The sequence below is a fragment of the Levilactobacillus bambusae genome (assembly GCF_003124125.1).
GTDB lineage: Bacteria > Bacillota > Bacilli > Lactobacillales > Lactobacillaceae > Levilactobacillus > Levilactobacillus bambusae.
This window is the reverse complement of sequence record NZ_QCXQ01000002.1, coordinates 95,399-113,074: the sequence shown is the minus strand read 5'-3', so window position 1 is coordinate 113,074 and position 17,676 is coordinate 95,399. Positions and strand designations below refer to the sequence as shown.

The window sequence follows — 17,676 nt, the reverse complement described above, 5'->3', positions numbered from 1 at the left end:
TTGGTCGATGTCAATAAGTTCGAAAGCATGCAGATCGGACTCGCCTCACCAGATAAGATTCGGAGTTGGTCATATGGTGAAGTTAAAAAACCAGAAACCATTAACTATCGGACTTTAAAGCCTGAAAAAGACGGTCTGTTTGACGAACGTATTTTTGGCCCAACTAAAGACTGGGAATGTGCCTGTGGTAAGTACAAACGGATCCGCTATAAGGGCGTCGTTTGTGATCGCTGTGGGGTTGAAGTTACTCGGTCTAAGGTTCGCCGTGAACGGATGGGACACATCGAACTTGCAGCACCAGTAACTCATATCTGGTACTTCAAGGGGATTCCAAGTCGGATGGGCTTGGTCTTAGACATGAGCCCCCGGGCACTTGAAGAAATTATCTACTTTGCTTCCTACGTTGTCCTCGAACCTGGTAATACACCACTCGAAAAGAAGCAGTTATTATCAGAACGTGACTACCGTGAAAAGAAGGAACAGTACGGGAATGAGTTCAAGGCAGAAATGGGCGCCGAAGCCATCAAGAAGTTGCTTCAAGACGTTGACTTAGATAAAGAAGTTTCTGACTTGAAGGATGTCTTGAAGACGGCAACCGGACAAAAACGGACCCGTGCCGTTCGCCGCTTAGACATTCTGGAAGCCTTTGTTAAATCAGGTAACTTACCCGATTGGATGGTCTTAGATTGTATTCCCGTCTTACCACCTGATTTACGGCCAATGGTTCAACTTGAAGGTGGCCGGTTTGCTACCTCTGACTTGAACGACTTATACCGTCGGGTGATTAACCGGAATAACCGGTTGAAGAAGCTGCTTGATCTTCATGCTCCTGGAATCATCGTTCAAAATGAAAAACGGATGCTGCAAGAAGCTGTCGACGCGCTGATTGATAATGGCCGTCGTGGCCGACCAGTGTCTGGCCCAGGTAACCGGCCATTGAAGTCCCTTTCACACATGCTGAAAGGGAAGCAAGGTCGTTTCCGTCAGAACTTACTGGGTAAGCGGGTTGACTACTCCGGTCGTTCCGTTATTGATGTGGGACCTAACCTGAAGTTTAACCAGATGGGACTTCCAGTTCCGATGGCAATGGAATTATTTAAGCCGTTTATCATGCGGGAGTTAGTTGCCCGCGGGCTAGCGTCAAACATCAAGAGTGCAAAACGTATGATTGATCGTGAAGATGATGAAGTCTACGACGTACTTGATGATGTCATTAAGGAACACCCCGTATTGCTTAACCGGGCCCCTACGCTTCACCGGTTGGGGATTCAGGCGTTTGAACCCGTCTTAGTGAGTGGGAAGGCAATGCGGTTGCACCCATTAGCTTGTGAAGCTTACAATGCCGATTTTGATGGGGATCAAATGGCCATCCACGTGCCCTTATCTGATGAAGCCCAAGCGGAAGCTCGACTTTTGATGTTAGCTGCTGGACACATTTTGGCGCCTGCCTCAGGTAAACCAGTGGTTACACCATCACAAGATATGGTGATTGGTAACTACTACTTGACGATGGAAGAAGCTAATCGTGAAGGCGAAGGCATGATCTTCAAGGATTACAACGAAGCAATCATGGGTTACCAAAACGGATTAGTGCACTGGCATACGCGGGTCGGGATTCAAACTTCATCCCTCCCAGGCAAGACGTTTACTGACAGCCAGAAGCAAAAGATTATGGTCACAACCGTTGGAAAACTGATTTTCAACAGTATCCTGCCTAAGTCATTCCCTTACTTGAACGAACCAACGGCAACTAACCTGCATGGTTACGTTCCTGATAAGTACTTTTTGGATGCCGGCGAGGATATCCATGATTACTTGAAGAATGCTGAACTGGTATTACCATTTAAGAAGGGCTTCTTATCTGATATTATTTCTGAAGTTTACAAGCTTTACAAAGTGACAGAAACATCATTACTGTTGGACCGGATGAAGGACTTGGGTTACGACAAGTCAACGAAGTCTGGGATTACGGTGGGAATTATCGATGTGACTGAACTTCAGGATAAGCCTCAAATCATTGAAGATGCGCATAAACAAGTCGCAACCGTTACTAAACAGTTCCGGCGTGGTTTGATTACGGATCATGAACGTTACGAACGGGTCATTGGTATCTGGAATGATGCTAAGGATACGATTCAAGACGAATTACAAACGAGTTTCGAACAACAGAACCCAATCTTTATGATGTCGGATTCTGGTGCGCGTGGTAACATCTCTAACTTTACGCAATTAGCCGGGATGCGTGGTCTGATGGCCGCTCCTAACGGTGAAATCATGGAATTACCAATCACGTCAAACTTCCGTGAAGGGTTAACGGTGATGGAAATGTTTATTTCTACCCACGGTGCTCGTAAGGGGATGACCGATACGGCCCTTAAGACGGCCAACTCAGGTTACTTGACTCGTCGTTTAGTTGATGTGGCACAAGATGTTATTATCCGTGAAAAGGATTGTCACACTGACCGTGGAGTTCTTGTGCGTGCAATTACGAACGGGAATGAAATGATTGAACCACTTTACGATCGGATCTTAGGTCGCTACACCGCTAAGACGGTGAAGGATCCAAATACCGATGAAGTTATCATTGGTATGAATGAAATGATCGATGAAGACGTTGCGCAAAAGATTATTGATGCCGGTGTTGAAGCCGTTACGATCAGAAATGCCTTCACTTGTAATACTGAACACGGGGTCTGTGAACACTGTTACGGACGTAACATGGCCACAGGTGACGATGTTGAAGTTGGTGAAGCTGTCGGAACAGTTGCCGCACAGTCAATCGGTGAACCCGGAACGCAATTAACGATGCGTAACTTCCATACCGGTGGGGTTGCCGGAAACGAAGATATTACGCAAGGGTTACCTCGTATCCAAGAATTAATGGAAGCCCGGAACCCTAAAGGTAAGGCTGAAATTACTGAAGTTACGGGTACGGTTGAATCCATCGAAGAAAACCCAGCCGAACGGACGAAGGAAGTTACCATTAAGGGTGAAGCTGATACTCGTTCATACACGTTACCAATCAACTCACGGATGCGGATTTCCGAAGGGGACTTCATTCACCGTGGTGCCCCATTAAACTACGGGTCAGTTGATCCTAAGGAAATGTTACGGGTTCGGGATGTTCTTTCTACTGAAAATTACTTGCTGCACCAAATCCAAAGTGTTTACCGGATGCAAGGTGTGGAAATTAGTGATAAGCACGTGGAAATCATGGTTCGTCAGATGCTGCGGAAGATTCGGATCATGGATCCTGGTGACACGGATGCCCTACCAGGTACGTTAGTCGACGTTCAAGATTTCCGTCGCAATAACACCCAAACGTTAATTTCTGGTGGAATTCCAGCTACTGGTCGCCCAGTGATCCTTGGTATCACAAAGGCTGCCTTAGAAACGAACAGTTTCTTATCAGCTGCTTCCTTCCAGGAAACTACGCGGGTATTGACGGATGCTGCCTTACGTGGCAAGAACGATCCGTTAGTTGGTTTGAAGGAGAATGTCATTATCGGGAAGTTAATTCCTGCTGGGACTGGAATGCCTGATTACCGGCAAATCAAGCCTAAAGAAGTTGGCGCTGCTTCCACAGAGGGTGTTTACTCCATTAGTGACTTGGAAAAACAAATGCAAGAAGGAACTCAATTGAGCTAATTGAGTTTTAAAACTAAAGCGGTTGGTCAACCTAATGAAAGTTAGGCGGACCAACCGCTTTTTTATAGCTGTAAAACGACCTCACAGGCCATTGCTAGGGCGGGGATGAAGGGGAGGTACCGGGATTTGGGATGGTAAATGAAGCCCAAAACCAGGAGAAAGCCGGAAGCGATAAAAATGACGAGTGCTGTTTGATAGAAACTCGATGATAACCAAACGTATCCAAAAAAGAGGAGGTCCCCCTCGCCAATTAGACGGAGTCGACCGGCGCACTTATCCAGTAAAAGCCAAAACAAAATAAAGAGCCCCAGCGCCAGCCAACGCTGAGTGACTATCGCGCTCGACAGGGCGAGTAACGCGAGACACCAAGATGAAAAGGATCGGGTTGTCCAATCCTGTAAGGCCAAAACAGTTAAAAGAGTTGCCTGGCAGTAAGGATAGATGTGCCATGAACCAATGGGGTACCGTAGGGCAATTAACAAGAAGCAAAAGCCTAAGCTACATTCCGCTAACCAACTGAGCTTTGAAATGGGATGTTGGCAGTAACGGCAGCGCCCCCGGAGAAATAACCAACTTAGAATGGGAATTAAATCAAGTGGCGCCAGAAAATGGTGGCACCACTCACAATGGGAGGCTGGAAAACAGATTCCAGTCCGGGCGTTAGTTCGGGTAACGGCTAGGGATAAAAATGAGCCAAAGCTGGCGCCTAAGAGGAGAATTAAAATTAAACGGATTTGATTCAAAACTGTCATGATGATCACCTCACTAGTAAGTTCGTGAGACAAGCCGAAATTGCCGAAATAATTTCAAAAACCACCGTGAGTGTTATTGACAGGGGGTAGGCATCATGTTAACCTATATAAGGTGCTTTTCGCAGACAGTTTTTCTGTATCGACAGGACATGCTGACTGGCAAGCGGGAAGGACACTTCAATCTGGATGCGCATTGGGTCAATCTTTTTTTATTGGTAAAAAAGAACCACCTGGATGTGTGGACTTAAAAATAAGGATTATGAAGAAAGGAGGACTATTTAGATGCCTACTATTAACCAATTGGTTCGTAAAGGTCGTAAGTCTAAAGGTTCTAAGTCAGATGCCCCAGCTTTAAACTACGGGTACAACAGTTTCAAGAAGATTCAAACGAAAAATCCTGCACCACAAAAGCGTGGTGTAGCAACTCGTGTTGGTACGATGACGCCAAAGAAGCCTAACTCTGCATTGCGGAAGTATGCTCGTGTACGTTTATCAAACCTTATTGAAGTGACTGCCTACATTCCAGGTATTGGTCATAACCTCCAAGAACACAGTGTTGTTTTAATTCGTGGTGGCCGTGTAAAGGATTTACCTGGGGTTCGTTACCACATCATCCGTGGTGCGCTCGATACTGCCGGTGTCCAAGATCGTCGTCAAAGTCGTTCTAAGTACGGTACAAAGAGACCTAAGAAGTAAATAAACAATAAAGTGATTTGATCTCAACTTGCATGGTTCCCATGGGGTTGAGTTATCCAAGGAGGATTAGAATTATGCCTAGAAAAGGTCATGTTCAAAAACGTGAAGTCCTTCCTGATCCACTTTACAACTCAAAGTTGGTTACTAGCTTAATCAACCGGGTAATGTTAAGTGGTAAACGCGGGACTGCAACTAAGATTATCTATGGTGCATTTGACATCATTAAAAACGAAACAGGTAACGATCCTGTTGAAGTATTCCAAGAAGCCATGAAGAACGTTATGCCTGTATTGGAAGTTAAGGCTCGCCGTGTTGGTGGATCTAACTACCAAGTTCCGATCGAAGTTCGTCCAGATCGTCGCGAAACGTTAGGCTTGCGTTGGGTCGTTCAATACGCTCGTTCTCGTGGTGAACACACGATGACTGAACGTCTTGCACGTGAAATCATGGATGCAGCTAACAACACTGGTGCAGCTGTCAAGAAGCGTGAAGATACGCATAAAATGGCAGAAGCAAACCGTGCGTTCGCTCACTACCGCTGGTAATCAGCAAGATGCTGCCTTTGCAGCATGAGCCAAGAATTAATTTAGGCTGTTAAAACATCTGAATGTTCTTTCTGCCTAGTTGGTAAATTGGTTGGTGGCTATTATATGATTTCATATACTAGCCACCTTTTTGAAAATAAGATTAAAAATTGAGAGGAGTAACACTTTAATGGCTAATACACGTGCCTATCCACTCGATAAGACTCGTAACATTGGTATCATGGCCCATATTGATGCCGGTAAGACGACGACTACCGAACGTATCCTGTATTATACTGGTAAGATCCACAAAATTGGTGAAACCCATGATGGGGCTTCACAAATGGACTGGATGGCTCAAGAACAAGAACGTGGGATCACGATCACTTCCGCCGCTACGACTGCGCAATGGAAGGATCACCGGATCAACATCATCGATACCCCAGGACACGTTGACTTCACTATGGAAGTTGAACGTTCCCTCCGTGTCTTAGATGGTGCGATTGCGGTTCTTGATGCTCAAGCCGGTGTTGAACCACAAACTGAAACCGTTTGGCGTCAAGCTTCCGAATACGATGTTCCTCGGATCGTGTTCGTTAATAAGATGGATAAATTAGGGGCCAACTTTGATTTTTCCGTTGAATCAATTGGCGAACGTTTACAAGCAAATGCCGTTGCCATTCAAATGCCAATCGGGGCCGAAGATGAATTCGTCGGCGTTGTTGACTTGATTGAAATGAAGGCATACATCTACGATGAAGATGAATTGGGAACCAACTGGGATACTGTTGATATTCCTGCAGATATGCTAGAAGATGCCCAAGCTCGTCGTGACGCCATGATTGAACAAATCGCTGACGTTGACGATGAAATCATGGAAAAGTACCTTGAAGGGGAAGAAATCCCAGTTGATGAAATCAAGGCGGCTATCCGTCGTGGAACATTAAAACTTGAATTATTCCCTGTCCTTGCTGGTTCTGCCTTTAAGGATAAAGGGGTTCAAATGTTAATGGACGCCGTTATTGATTACTTACCATCACCACTTGATGTTAAGCCTTACAATGCGGTTGATCCAGAGACTGATGAAGCCGTTGAATTACGTGCCGACGACAACGCACCTTTCGCTGCGTTGGCCTTCAAGATTGCTACAGATCCATTCGTTGGTCGTCTGACTTACATTCGGGTTTACGCAGGGACTCTTGAATCTGGTTCATACGTCTTGAACTCCACTAAGGACAAGCGGGAACGTGTTGGTCGGTTACTGCAAATGCACTCTAACCACCGGCAAGAAATCCCAGAAGTTTTCTCTGGTGATATCGCCGCTGCAATCGGTTTGAAGAACACCACTACTGGTGATTCTTTAACTGATCCTGACCATCCATTACACTTGGAATCAATGGAAATTCCAGATCCAGTTATTGAGTTAGCCGTTGAACCTAAGACAAAGGCTGACCAAGCTAAGATGGATAACGCTTTACAAAAGCTTTCTGAAGAAGATCCTACTTTCCGCGCAACGACTAACCCAGAAACGGGTGACACGTTAATGGCCGGAATGGGTGAACTTCAATTAGACATCTTGATTGATCGGATGCGCCGTGAATTCAACGTTGAAGCCACGGTCGGTGAACCCCAAGTGGCTTACCGTGAAACCTTTACGAAGCAAACTTCCGCCCAAGGTAAGTTTGTTCACCAATCTGGTGGTAAGGGTCAATATGGTGATGTCTGGGTTGAATTTACACCAAACGATGACGAAGGCTTTGTCTTCGAAGATGCTATCGTTGGTGGGGTTGTCCCACGTGAATACATTCCTTCAGTTGAAGCTGGATTAAAGGATGCAATGTCCAATGGTGTTCTTGCTGGTTACCCATTAATCAACGTTTCAGCTAAGTTGTATGATGGTAGTTACCATGAAGTCGATTCTAGTGAAGCTGCCTTTAAGGTTGCTGCATCATTGGCACTGAAGAACGCTGTTAAGAACGCGGGAGCTGTGATCCTTGAACCAATTATGAAGGTTGACATTGTTGTTCCTGAAGAATACATGGGTGACGTTATGGGGCAAGTTACTGCTCGTCGTGGCCGTGTTGACGGAATGGAAGCGCGTGGTAACGCACAACAAATCCACAGTTTCGTTCCACTTTCAGAAATGTTTGGTTACGCAACTACCCTTCGTTCAGCATCTCAGGGTCGTGGAACGTTCACGATGACCTTTGATCACTACGAAGCTACGCCTAAGAGCATTCAAGCTGATATTATCAAGAAGAATGGCGGCACACCTGCAGACGAAAAGTAATGTAGGCTGCTAATGGCATAAAAAGGACCCCAATCGGGGTCCTTTTTATTTTCTATTGAATGAGGATTGGGGCTGTCTTGGCTCCTAAAATGGACTGGAAGCGGGGGATGGTCCATTCGTGACCTGTCGAATTGAAGGAAGCTGCGGCGTTTTCGGGAATGGTTAACTCATAAGCTAAGTTATACGCTGAAACGGCAGTGTGAAGAATATAAATGTCCGTGCAGACGCCAGCTAAAGTAATATCTGTGACACGACGGCTGCGAAGGTAATTATCTAAATTGGTGTTTGCAAATTCACTATAGCAGTTTTTATCCATTAAAACGACGTTGGCATCTGTAGCATGTTGGTGATACCAATCACCGACTTTTCCGTAGAGTTCACGGCCCAAGTCTGCATGAGGTTATGTGGGGGAAAGAGTGCTGTTTCAGGATGGTAGGGATCATTTCTTTTATGAAGATCGGTGGGGAAAATAAGCCAGTCGTTTTAAGCAGAATAGCTGGTTAGAAGTTGTAAAATAGCGGGTTTAATTTTTTGCCCTGGAACCCCACTGGTTAGTACACCATCGGTGGCAACAAAGTCGTTGGTGTTGTCAATAACAAGCACAGCACGATGTTTTTCCTCCATAATAAGAGATCAACCTCCTCGAGTACCGCTAATTATATCCGTCACCAGTAAAGCTTGCGGGAAAAAATCGACACCAATGTAACAATCTGAATACGAAATTGGATTATTTGCTGAAAGGGCTTGTCAGATGGGGATTTATTTAGTAATATAGATGAGTACTGTTTTTGTAGGAGGGGTAAGACTACCCCTATCACCAAAGATAGATTACAGCTATGATGTGGGAGGTTGCGACACGCCCGGCTGCTTTGCCATGGGGCATTGTTGGAGATTTCCACGGAGTTAGTCCATTTTCAAAATAGACGAAGGAGGGAACACAATGGCAAAACAAAAAATTCGTATCCGTTTAAAGGCATATGAACACCGGGTCCTTGATCAATCTGCTGATAAGATTGTAGAAACCGCAAAGCGTACAGGCGCTTCTGTTTCAGGTCCAATTCCATTACCAACTGAACGGACGTTATACACGGTCCTTAGCTCACCACATAAGTTTAAGGATGCCCGTGAACAATTCGAAATGCGCACCCACAAGCGTTTGATTGATATCATCAACCCAACGCCAAAGACGGTTGACTCATTAATGAAGCTCGACTTACCTAGTGGTGTTGACATCGAAATCAAGCTTTAATTTTTTATCACTTTACTAAATTACATTATATCGGAGGTGTACTCATGACCAGAAAAGGAATCTTAGGAAAAAAGGTCGGGATGACGCAAGTCTTCACTGAAAACGGGGAATTAATCCCAGTTACTGTTGTCGAAGCAACGCCTAACGTTGTTTTGCAAGTTAAGTCCGCTGAAAGCGACGGTTACAACGCAATTCAATTAGGTTACCAAGACAAGCGTGAAGTACTTAGCAACAAGCCTGAACAAGGTCATGTAGCAAAAGCAAACACGACTCCTAAGCGCTTCATTCGTGAAATCAGAGATGTTGAGCTAGGAGATTACAAGGTAGCTGACGAAGTCAAGGTTGATATCTTCCAAGCAGGAGACATCGTTGATGTTACGGGTACAACTAAGGGTCATGGATACCAAGGTAACATTAAGAAGGACGGCCAACGTCGTGGACCTATGACTCACGGTTCTCGTTATCACCGTGTACCTGGTTCAATGGGTGCCATCATTAACCGTGTGTTCCCAGGTAAGAAGTTGCCAGGTCGGATGGGTAACAAGCGTGTTACCATCGAAAATCTGCAAATCGTTCGTGCTGACGTTGAAAACAACGTTCTCTTGATTAAGGGTAACGTTCCGGGCGCTAACAAGTCACTCGTTGAAGTTAAGAGTGCTATTCGTCCTCCACGTCCAAAGCATACTGACGGTAAATAATAAATAGGAAGGAGGAAAACGTAAATGACAACTGTAGCATTATACAAACAAGACGGTAGTCAAAACGGTGATGTAACCTTAAACGATGCAATTTTTGCTATTGAACCAAATGAAAATGTTGTGTTCGATACTGTAATTATGCAGCGAGCATCAATGCGTCAAGGTACACACGCCGTTAAGAACCGTAGTGCTGTCCGCGGTGGTGGACGTAAGCCATGGCGTCAAAAGGGTACTGGACGGGCTCGTCAAGGATCTATCCGTTCCCCACAATGGCGTGGCGGTGGGATCGTCTTTGGACCTACCCCTCGTTCATACGCTTACCACTTACCAAAGAAGGTTACTCGGTTAGCCATGAAGTCAGTTCTTTCCCAAACGGTTGCTGATCAAAACTTTGTCGTTGTTGACGGCTTGAAGTTTGATGCACCTAAGACGAAGGAATTCGCTGCTGTATTGGCAGGTTTGAACGTTACTACTAAGACGCTGGTTGTTCTTGAAGACGATAACGAAACAGCTGCTAAGGCTGCTCGTAACTTAGAAAACGTTAAAGTTACTACTCCATCAGACTTAAATGTCTTGGATATTGTTAACGCTGATAAACTCGTCATCACGCAATCAGCTCTTTCTCAAGTAGAGGAGGCGCTCGCATAATGGATTCACGCGATATCATCTTGCGTCCGGTTGTTACTGAATCAAGTATGGCAACCTTAGACGACAAGCGTTACACGTTTGATGTAGCACTTAGCGCAACTAAGACTCAGGTCAAGAAGGCCATCGAAGATATCTTCGACGTTAAGGTTGTTAAGGTCAACATCATGAACGTACGCGGTAAATTAAAGCGTCAAGGTCGTTACGAAGGCTATACATCAAAGCGTCGTAAGGCAATTGTCACTTTATCTGCCGATTCCAAAGAAATTAAATTATTCAACGAAGAATAATATAAGAAATTTTTGAAATAGGAGGGAAATAACGTGGCGATTAAGAAATACAAGCCAACAAGTAATGGTCGTCGTAACATGACCAGCTTAGACTACAGTGATATCACTAAGTCAAAGCCTGAAAAATCATTACTTGATTCAAAAAAGCACCGTGCCGGTCGTAATAACTACGGTCACATGACTGTTCGTCATCGTGGCGGCGGTAACAAGAACCAATACCGGATTATTGACTTCAAGCGGATCAAGGACGATGTTCCTGCAACCGTTAAAGCCATTGAATATGATCCAAACCGGACGGCTAACATTGCTTTGTTAGTTTATGCTGACGGAATCAAATCATACATCATTGCACCTAAGGGTCTTAAGGTTGGGGATAAGGTTGAATCTGGTCCTAATGCAGATATCAAGCCTGGTAATGCACTTCCATTGGAAAACATTCCAGTTGGAACGGTTATCCACAACATTGAATTAAAGCCTGGTAAGGGTGGTCAATTAGTTCGTTCCGCTGGGACTTCAGCATCATTGCTTGGTCGTAACGGTAAGTACTCATTGGTTCGTTTACAATCTGGTGAAGTTCGGATGATCCTTTCCGTTAACCGTGCGACTATCGGTGCCGTTGGTAACGAAGAACACGAATTGGTTAACGTTGGTAAGGCCGGTCGTAACCGTTGGATTGGTCAACGTCCACACGTTCGTGGGTCAGTTATGAACCCTAACGATCACCCACATGGTGGTGGTGAAGGTAAAGCACCTGTTGGTCTTCCATCACCTCTTTCTCCATGGGGCAAGAAGACGGTTGGTAAGAAGACTCGTTCTAAGAAGAACAAGAGCGAGAAGTTTATCGTCCGTCACCGTAAAGGTTCCAAGATGTAATTAACTCGCTAATCGCGAATGAAAGAGACCAGGTGTTCATCCTAATGGATGCGCCACAGATAGAGGAGGTTTCATAATGACTCGTAGTTTGAAAAAGGGACCTTTTGCCGACGCTAGTTTACTCAAGAAGATTGATGCACAAAAAGATTCTGAAAAGAAATCTGTCATCAAGACTTGGTCACGTCGGTCAACGATTTTCCCAAGTTTTATTGGCTTCACCATTGCAGTATATGATGGGCGCAAGCACGTCCCAGTTTATGTTCAAGAAGATATGGTTGGACACAAACTCGGTGAATTCGTTCCTACCCGGACTTTCCATGGTCACGGTGGAGACGACAAGAAGACACGCGCTAAATAAGTAGATAAGGAGGATATCACATGGCTGAACAAGTTACATCAGCAACAGCGACTGCGAAAAATGTTCGTATTGCCGCTCGTAAGGTCCGCCTTGTCGTTGATCTTATTCGGGGCAAGAGCGTTGCCGAAGCAATTGCTATTTTAAAGTTCACTCCTCGTGGAGCTTCACCAGTAGTGAACAAAGTATTGATGTCCGCAGTAGCGAACGCAGAAAACAACTTCGACTTAGATCGTCAAGATTTAGTTGTAAGTGAAGTCTTTGTTAATGAAGGACCAACGCTCAAGCGTTTCCGTCCCCGTGCCAAAGGATCTGCTTCTCCAATTAACAAGCGGACTAGTCACATCACAATCGTCGTTTCTGAAAAAGAGGAGGGATAACACGTGGGACAAAAAGTAAACCCTACCGGATTACGTACAGGTATTATCCGCGACTACGAAGCAAAGTGGTATGCTGACAAAGATTTTGCTGCTTACTTACAGGAAGATCTTAAAATCCGGAAATACATTGACCAGCGTTTAGCTGATGCCTCTGTTTCACTCGTTGAAATTGAACGTGCAGCTAACCGCGTGAACATCTCCATTCACACCGCCAAGCCTGGTATGGTTATTGGTAAGGGTGGTTCCGAAGTTGAAGCACTTCGTAAGGAACTTAACCAGTTGACTGGCAAACGTGTTCACATTAACATTATTGAAATTAAGAAGCCTGACTTAGATGCTAAGTTGGTCGGCGAAAATGTCGCTCGTCAGCTTGAAGGCCGTGTCGCTTTCCGTCGTGCAATGCGTGGAGCAATGCAACGGACTATGCGTTCCGGAGCTAAGGGTATCAAGGTTCAAGTTTCTGGTCGTTTAAACGGTGCTGACATGTCACGTGTTGAACATTACTCAGATGGTACTGTTCCTTTGCACACGTTACGTGCTGACATTGACTACGCTTGGGTTGAAGCGCACACCACTTATGGATCATTAGGTGTTAAGACCTGGATTTACCGTGGCGAAATTCTCCCAGAAAAGGATCAAACTAAGATCGAACACAAGATCGATCAAAGAACTAACAACGGACGAGGAGGGAAATAGCATGCTGGTACCTAAACGTGTAAAGTATCGTCGTGTTCACCGTGGCAAGCTTCGTGGCTCTGCTAAGGGTGGCAAGACGGTTACATTTGGTGAATATGGTCTGCAAGCCTTGACTTCCCACTGGATTACCAACCGTCAAATCGAAGCCGCACGTATCGCTATGACTCGTTACATGAAACGTGGTGGGAAAGTTTGGATTAAAATTTTCCCTGACAAATCCTACACTGAAAAAGGTGTTGGGGTACGTATGGGTAACGGGAAAGGTACACCTGCTGGATGGGTTGCTCCCGTCAAGCGCGGTAAGGTAATGTTTGAAGTCGGTGGCGTTTCTGAAGAAGTTGCACGCGAAGCCTTACGTTTAGCTGCAATGAAGCTTCCAGTTCAGACCAAGATTGTGACTCGCGAGGAAGTAGGTGGCGAATCTAATGAAGGCTAATGAAATTAGTAAATTATCCACTGCTGAAATGCTTGAAAAAGAGAAGAGCTACAAGGATGAATTATTCAACCTTCGTTTCCAATTGGCTACTGGTCAACTTGAAAACACAGCTCGCTTAAAGCAGGTTCGCAAGGATATCGCACGCATTAAAACTGTGTTGCGTCAACAAGAACTTAACAAGTAAGAATACGGTAAAGGAGGCTGCAATACATGAGTGAAAAACGGAATTCCCGTAAGGTCTACCAAGGGCGTGTCGTTTCTGACAAAATGGATAAGACAATTACTGTCCAAGTTGAAACGTACAAGCAAGATACTCGTTACGGAAAACGTGTTAAGTACTCAAAGAAGTACAAGGCACATGACGAAAATAATGAAGCTAAGATGGGCGATACGGTTCGGATTATGGAAACCCGTCCTTTATCTGCTACTAAGCGTTTCCGTTTGGTTGATATTGTTGAAAAGGCAGTTATCATCTAGTGTTCGTTTATCGTATTCTATTTAAGAAAATGAAGGGAGGACACTCGCTGTGATCCAACAAGAAAGTCGTCTTAAGGTTGCTGATAACTCTGGTGCCCGCGAAATCTTGACTATCAAGGTTTTAGGTGGCTCCAAGCGTCGTTACGCTGGTGTCGGTGACGTTATCGTTGCTACGGTTAAACAAGCAACACCAGGTGGTGTTGTCAAGGCTCACGATGTTGTAAAAGCTGTTGTCGTTCGTACTAAATCTCGGATGCGTCGTGAGGATGGTTCATACATCAGTTTTGATGAAAATGCTGCCGTTATTATCCGTGATGACAAGAGCCCAGTTGGAACTCGTATCTTTGGACCAGTTGCCCGCGAATTACGTGATCGCGACTACATGAAGATCATTTCATTAGCTCCAGAAGTTCTGTAAGTCATTTTGAGATAACAAGGAGGTGCCACACAAATGTACGTTAAAACCGGTGACAAGGTTCAAGTCATTAGTGGAAAAGACAAGGGCAAGCAGGGAACTGTAACCAAGGTCTTAGCTGACAAGAACCGTGTGATTGTGCAAGGTATCAACATGATTAAGAAACACCAAAAGGCGACTCAAGCAAACCCTCAAGGTGGAATTGTGGATACTGAAGCAGCAATTAACGCTTCAAATGTGATGCTTATTGATCCTTCAACAAACAAGCCAACCCGTGTTGGTTACCGCGTTGAAGATGGTAAAAAAGTTCGTTACGCTAAAAAGAGCGGCGAAACAATCGACAAATAACTAGCGGAAGGAGGAACACACATTCATGACTGCTCGTTTGAAAGAACAATACAAAAACGAAATTCAACCATCATTGATGGAAAAGTTCAGCTACAAGTCTGTTATGCAGACTCCAAAGATCGATAAGATCGTTCTGAACATGGGTGTTGGTGATGCAATCGCTAACGCAAAAAACCTTGATGAAGCCGTTGAAGAATTAGCTTTAATTTCTGGTCAAAAGCCATTAATTACTAAGGCTAAGAAATCAATTGCCAGCTTCCGTTTACGTGAAGGTATGTCAATTGGTGCAAAGGTTACTCTTCGTGGGGACCGGATGTACGAATTCTTAGACAAGCTTATCAACGTTTCCTTGCCACGTGTTCGTGACTTCCATGGTGTAAGCAGCCGCTCCTTTGATGGTCGCGGTAACTACACTTTGGGAATTCGGGAACAATTAATTTTCCCAGAAATTGATTACGACAAGGTTAACCGCGTTCGTGGTTTAGATATTGTCATCGTTACGACGGCTGATACCGATGAAGAAGGTCACGCATTGTTGGCTGACTTCGGTATGCCATTTTCAAAATAGATTAGGAGGTTCACAAAATTGGCTAAAAAATCATTAATTGCTAAGAGTAAGCGTCCAGCAAAGTTCTCTACCCAAGCGTACACACGTTGCGAACGCTGTGGACGTCCACACTCTGTTTATCAAAAGTTCCATCTTTGCCGTATCTGCCTTCGTCAACTTGCCCATGAAGGTCAAATTCCAGGCATGCACAAGGCTAGTTGGTAAAACGAGAATTTTAAATAAAGGGAGGGCAAACGTTCATGTCCATGACTGATCCAATTGCAGACTTCTTAACTCGGATTCGTAACGCGAACATGGTTCGTCACGAATCACTTGAAGTTCCTGCATCAAAAATGAAGCGCGACATTGCTGAAATCCTCAAGCGTGAAGGTTTCATCCGTGACGTTGAATACATCGACGACGACAAGCAAGGCATCATCCGTGTTTTCTTGAAGTATGGTAAGGATAACCAACGTGTTATCACTGGCCTTAAGCGGATCTCTAAGCCTGGCTTGCGTTCTTACGTTAAAGCAGACGCAGTTCCTAAGGTCTTAAATGGTTTAGGTATTGCTATTATTTCTACTTCAAACGGTGTAATTACCGATAAAGAAGCTCGTGCCAAGCACGTCGGCGGCGAAGTGCTCGCTTACGTTTGGTAATCGATAAGTAAGAATAGGAGGTGCAACCAAGTGAGTCGTATTGGTTATAAAGCGATTAACATTCCTGATGGTGTTGAAGTTTCTCAAAGCGGAAACGATGTAACTGTTAAGGGTCCTAAGGGGACTTTAACCCGTGCCATCAGCCCAATTATTACGATGTCAGTTGAAGATGGTCAAATCAAGTTTGATCGTCCTGACAATAACAACAAGACGCGTGCTATCCACGGAACTACGCGTGCTAACGTCAACAACATGGTTGAAGGTGTAACCGATGGTTTTGCCAAGACCTTGAAACTTGTTGGGGTTGGTTACCGTACTCAACTTAAGGGTTCAACTTTAGTTTTAAGTGTTGGTTACTCTAACCCAGTTGAAATGACTGTTCCCGAAAACTTACAAGTTGAAGTTCCAGATAACACAACGATCAAGATTAGCGGAATTGGCAAGCAGGCCGTTGGTGACTTTGCTGCTGAAGTCCGTGCCGTTCGTTCACCTGAACCTTACAAGGGTAAGGGTATCCGTTACGAAAACGAATATGTTCGGATTCGTGAAGGTAAGACTGGTAAGTAAGACAGCGCATAGCTGATAATTAATTTGAAGAGGTGACAATAATGATCAACAAACCAGATCGTAACAAGACACGTCAACGTCGTCACGCACGTGTTCGTAATAAGATTTCTGGTACTGCCGAGTGCCCACGCTTAAATGTTTTCCGTTCTAACACAAACACCTACGCTCAAGTAATTGATGACGTAGCGGGTGTGACGCTGGTCAGTGCCTCATCATTAGATAGTGAAGTCAGTGGTAACAGCAAGACTGAAAAGGCCGCATCTGTCGGTGCTTTAGTTGCTAAGCGCGCTGCTGAAAAGAACATCACTAACGTTGTATTTGACCGTGGGGGTTACTTATACCATGGACGGGTACAAGCATTAGCTGATGCTGCCCGTGAAAACGGACTACAATTCTAGGAAAAAAGGAGGAATAACCGCAAATGGCAAAGTCAAAGTTTATTGATCCTGACAAGCTTGAACTCGAAGACAACGTTGTATCCATTAACCGGATTACTAAGGTTGTTAAGGGTGGTCGTCGTCTTCGTTTTGCTGCTCTTGTTGTCGTTGGTGACAAGAATGGCCACGTTGGCTTCGGTACTGGTAAGGCACAAGAAGTTCCAGATGCTATCCGTAAAGCTGTCGATGACGCTCGTAAGAACTTGATTGAAGTTCCAATCGTTGGAACTTCAATCCCTCACGAAGTTATCGGTACTTACGGTGGTGGGAAGATCATGTTAAAGCCTGCTGCTGAAGGTCATGGGGTTGCTGCTGGTGGTGCTGTTCGTGCCGTCATGGAACTCGCCGGAATTGCCGATGTTACGAGTAAGCGGTTGGGCTCAAACAACTCAATCAACTCTGTACGGGCAACCTTCGAAGGTTTGAAGTCTATGAAACGTGCTGAAGAAGTCGCTGCATTGCGTGGCGTTTCTCTTCAACACCTTGCTGAATAAGGAGGAGAAGTATTATGGCTCAGTTAAAAGTTACTTTAGTACGTAGTGCAGCTCACCGCCTCCCAAAACAGCGTGCGATTGTTAAGGCATTAGGTCTGCACCGTGTAAACAGTTCAGTTGTAAAGCCTGATAACGACGCAATTCGCGGTGCGCTTTTCAAAATTGCACACCTAATTACGGTTGAAGAAGTTAAGTAATAC

Annotated in this window: 25 protein-coding genes and 1 pseudogene; 24 read left to right on the top strand and 2 right to left on the bottom strand. The window is 44.9% G+C overall.

Translation table 11 applies throughout. From position 1 onward, the window contains the following. Complete coding sequence (gene rpoC, locus DCM90_RS03305; protein ID WP_109249936.1) at positions 1-3,648, top strand: DNA-directed RNA polymerase subunit beta'; 3,648 nt, start codon at positions 1-3, stop codon at positions 3,646-3,648. Positions 3,649-3,710: 62 nt separating this feature from the next. Here the strand turns inward: rpoC and DCM90_RS03300 are convergent, their stop codons facing one another. Then, complete coding sequence (locus DCM90_RS03300) at positions 3,711-4,400, bottom strand: prepilin peptidase (protein ID WP_109249935.1); 690 nt, start codon at positions 4,398-4,400, stop codon at positions 3,711-3,713. Positions 4,401-4,682: 282 nt separating this feature from the next. Between DCM90_RS03300 and rpsL the strand changes: the two genes are divergently transcribed. From rpsL to fusA, 3 genes are all read left to right on the top strand, one after another. After that, on the top strand, positions 4,683-5,096 hold the full coding sequence (gene rpsL / locus DCM90_RS03295; protein ID WP_109249934.1) for a 30S ribosomal protein S12: 414 nt from the start codon (positions 4,683-4,685) through the stop codon (positions 5,094-5,096). A gap of 74 nt (positions 5,097-5,170) precedes the next feature. Continuing rightward, the gene (gene rpsG, locus DCM90_RS03290) at positions 5,171-5,641 is read left to right on the top strand and encodes a 30S ribosomal protein S7 (protein ID WP_109249933.1); all 471 of its coding nucleotides are present in this window, start codon (positions 5,171-5,173) and stop codon (positions 5,639-5,641) included. A gap of 169 nt (positions 5,642-5,810) precedes the next feature. Next, a complete protein-coding gene (fusA, locus tag DCM90_RS03285) occupies positions 5,811-7,910 on the top strand; it encodes an elongation factor G (RefSeq protein WP_109249932.1) in 2,100 nt (699 codons plus the stop codon). Between the two features lie 52 nt (positions 7,911-7,962). Here fusA and DCM90_RS03280 read toward each other — a convergent pair. Further along, a pseudogene (locus DCM90_RS03280) lies at positions 7,963-8,534 on the bottom strand (cysteine hydrolase family protein). Between the two features lie 316 nt (positions 8,535-8,850). Here DCM90_RS03280 and rpsJ point away from each other — a divergent pair. From rpsJ to rpmD, 20 genes are all read left to right on the top strand, one after another. After that, on the top strand, positions 8,851-9,159 hold the full coding sequence (rpsJ, locus tag DCM90_RS03275) for a 30S ribosomal protein S10 (protein WP_109249931.1): 309 nt from the start codon (positions 8,851-8,853) through the stop codon (positions 9,157-9,159). Positions 9,160-9,203: 44 nt separating this feature from the next. Continuing rightward, positions 9,204-9,857, top strand: a complete 654-nt coding sequence (rplC, locus tag DCM90_RS03270; RefSeq protein WP_109249930.1) for a 50S ribosomal protein L3 — start codon at positions 9,204-9,206, stop codon at positions 9,855-9,857. Positions 9,858-9,881: 24 nt separating this feature from the next. Continuing rightward, positions 9,882-10,505 carry a 50S ribosomal protein L4 gene (gene rplD / locus DCM90_RS03265; protein ID WP_109249929.1) on the top strand — a complete coding sequence of 208 codons (624 nt, stop codon included), beginning with the start codon at positions 9,882-9,884 and terminating at the stop codon, positions 10,503-10,505. Continuing rightward, a complete protein-coding gene (gene rplW / locus DCM90_RS03260) occupies positions 10,505-10,792 on the top strand; it encodes a 50S ribosomal protein L23 (RefSeq protein WP_109249928.1) in 288 nt (95 codons plus the stop codon). The genes rplD and rplW overlap by 1 nt, the downstream gene beginning before the upstream one ends. Positions 10,793-10,825: 33 nt before the next feature. Beyond that, positions 10,826-11,665, top strand: coding sequence for a 50S ribosomal protein L2 (gene rplB, locus DCM90_RS03255; protein WP_109249927.1), 840 nt, complete (start codon positions 10,826-10,828; stop codon positions 11,663-11,665). Positions 11,666-11,741: 76 nt separating this feature from the next. Beyond that, complete coding sequence (rpsS, locus tag DCM90_RS03250) at positions 11,742-12,023, top strand: 30S ribosomal protein S19 (RefSeq protein ID WP_109249926.1); 282 nt, start codon at positions 11,742-11,744, stop codon at positions 12,021-12,023. Positions 12,024-12,043: 20 nt separating this feature from the next. After that, on the top strand, positions 12,044-12,400 hold the full coding sequence (rplV, locus tag DCM90_RS03245; RefSeq protein WP_109249925.1) for a 50S ribosomal protein L22: 357 nt from the start codon (positions 12,044-12,046) through the stop codon (positions 12,398-12,400). A gap of 3 nt (positions 12,401-12,403) precedes the next feature. Further along, the gene (gene rpsC / locus DCM90_RS03240; RefSeq protein ID WP_133244318.1) at positions 12,404-13,096 is read left to right on the top strand and encodes a 30S ribosomal protein S3; all 693 of its coding nucleotides are present in this window, start codon (positions 12,404-12,406) and stop codon (positions 13,094-13,096) included. A 1-nt stretch (position 13,097) separates the two neighbouring features. Further along, complete coding sequence (gene rplP, locus DCM90_RS03235) at positions 13,098-13,532, top strand: 50S ribosomal protein L16 (protein ID WP_109249924.1); 435 nt, start codon at positions 13,098-13,100, stop codon at positions 13,530-13,532. Further along, positions 13,522-13,716: a 50S ribosomal protein L29 gene (rpmC, locus tag DCM90_RS03230; RefSeq protein WP_109249923.1), complete on the top strand. Its 195-nt coding sequence runs from the start codon at positions 13,522-13,524 to the stop codon at positions 13,714-13,716. The genes rplP and rpmC overlap by 11 nt, the downstream gene beginning before the upstream one ends. Positions 13,717-13,742: 26 nt before the next feature. Further along, positions 13,743-14,009, top strand: coding sequence for a 30S ribosomal protein S17 (gene rpsQ, locus DCM90_RS03225; protein ID WP_109249922.1), 267 nt, complete (start codon positions 13,743-13,745; stop codon positions 14,007-14,009). Between the two features lie 49 nt (positions 14,010-14,058). Then, positions 14,059-14,427: a 50S ribosomal protein L14 gene (gene rplN, locus DCM90_RS03220; RefSeq protein WP_109249921.1), complete on the top strand. Its 369-nt coding sequence runs from the start codon at positions 14,059-14,061 to the stop codon at positions 14,425-14,427. A gap of 33 nt (positions 14,428-14,460) precedes the next feature. Next, entirely contained in the window at positions 14,461-14,772 is a 312-nt protein-coding gene (gene rplX, locus DCM90_RS03215) for a 50S ribosomal protein L24 (RefSeq protein WP_109249920.1), read from the top strand. A gap of 25 nt (positions 14,773-14,797) precedes the next feature. Further along, the gene (gene rplE, locus DCM90_RS03210; protein WP_109249919.1) at positions 14,798-15,340 is read left to right on the top strand and encodes a 50S ribosomal protein L5; all 543 of its coding nucleotides are present in this window, start codon (positions 14,798-14,800) and stop codon (positions 15,338-15,340) included. 18 nt (positions 15,341-15,358) lie between these two features. Beyond that, positions 15,359-15,544 carry a type Z 30S ribosomal protein S14 gene (locus tag DCM90_RS03205; RefSeq protein ID WP_109249918.1) on the top strand — a complete coding sequence of 62 codons (186 nt, stop codon included), beginning with the start codon at positions 15,359-15,361 and terminating at the stop codon, positions 15,542-15,544. A 35-nt stretch (positions 15,545-15,579) separates the two neighbouring features. Continuing rightward, on the top strand, positions 15,580-15,978 hold the full coding sequence (gene rpsH, locus DCM90_RS03200; protein WP_109249917.1) for a 30S ribosomal protein S8: 399 nt from the start codon (positions 15,580-15,582) through the stop codon (positions 15,976-15,978). A 30-nt stretch (positions 15,979-16,008) separates the two neighbouring features. Next, a complete protein-coding gene (rplF, locus tag DCM90_RS03195) occupies positions 16,009-16,545 on the top strand; it encodes a 50S ribosomal protein L6 (protein WP_109249916.1) in 537 nt (178 codons plus the stop codon). Positions 16,546-16,586: 41 nt separating this feature from the next. Beyond that, positions 16,587-16,943: a 50S ribosomal protein L18 gene (rplR, locus tag DCM90_RS03190; protein WP_109249915.1), complete on the top strand. Its 357-nt coding sequence runs from the start codon at positions 16,587-16,589 to the stop codon at positions 16,941-16,943. Positions 16,944-16,966: 23 nt separating this feature from the next. Next, positions 16,967-17,476 carry a 30S ribosomal protein S5 gene (gene rpsE / locus DCM90_RS03185; protein ID WP_109249914.1) on the top strand — a complete coding sequence of 170 codons (510 nt, stop codon included), beginning with the start codon at positions 16,967-16,969 and terminating at the stop codon, positions 17,474-17,476. A 14-nt stretch (positions 17,477-17,490) separates the two neighbouring features. Further along, entirely contained in the window at positions 17,491-17,673 is a 183-nt protein-coding gene (gene rpmD, locus DCM90_RS03180; protein ID WP_109249913.1) for a 50S ribosomal protein L30, read from the top strand. The last annotated feature ends 3 nt before the right edge of the window (positions 17,674-17,676 follow it).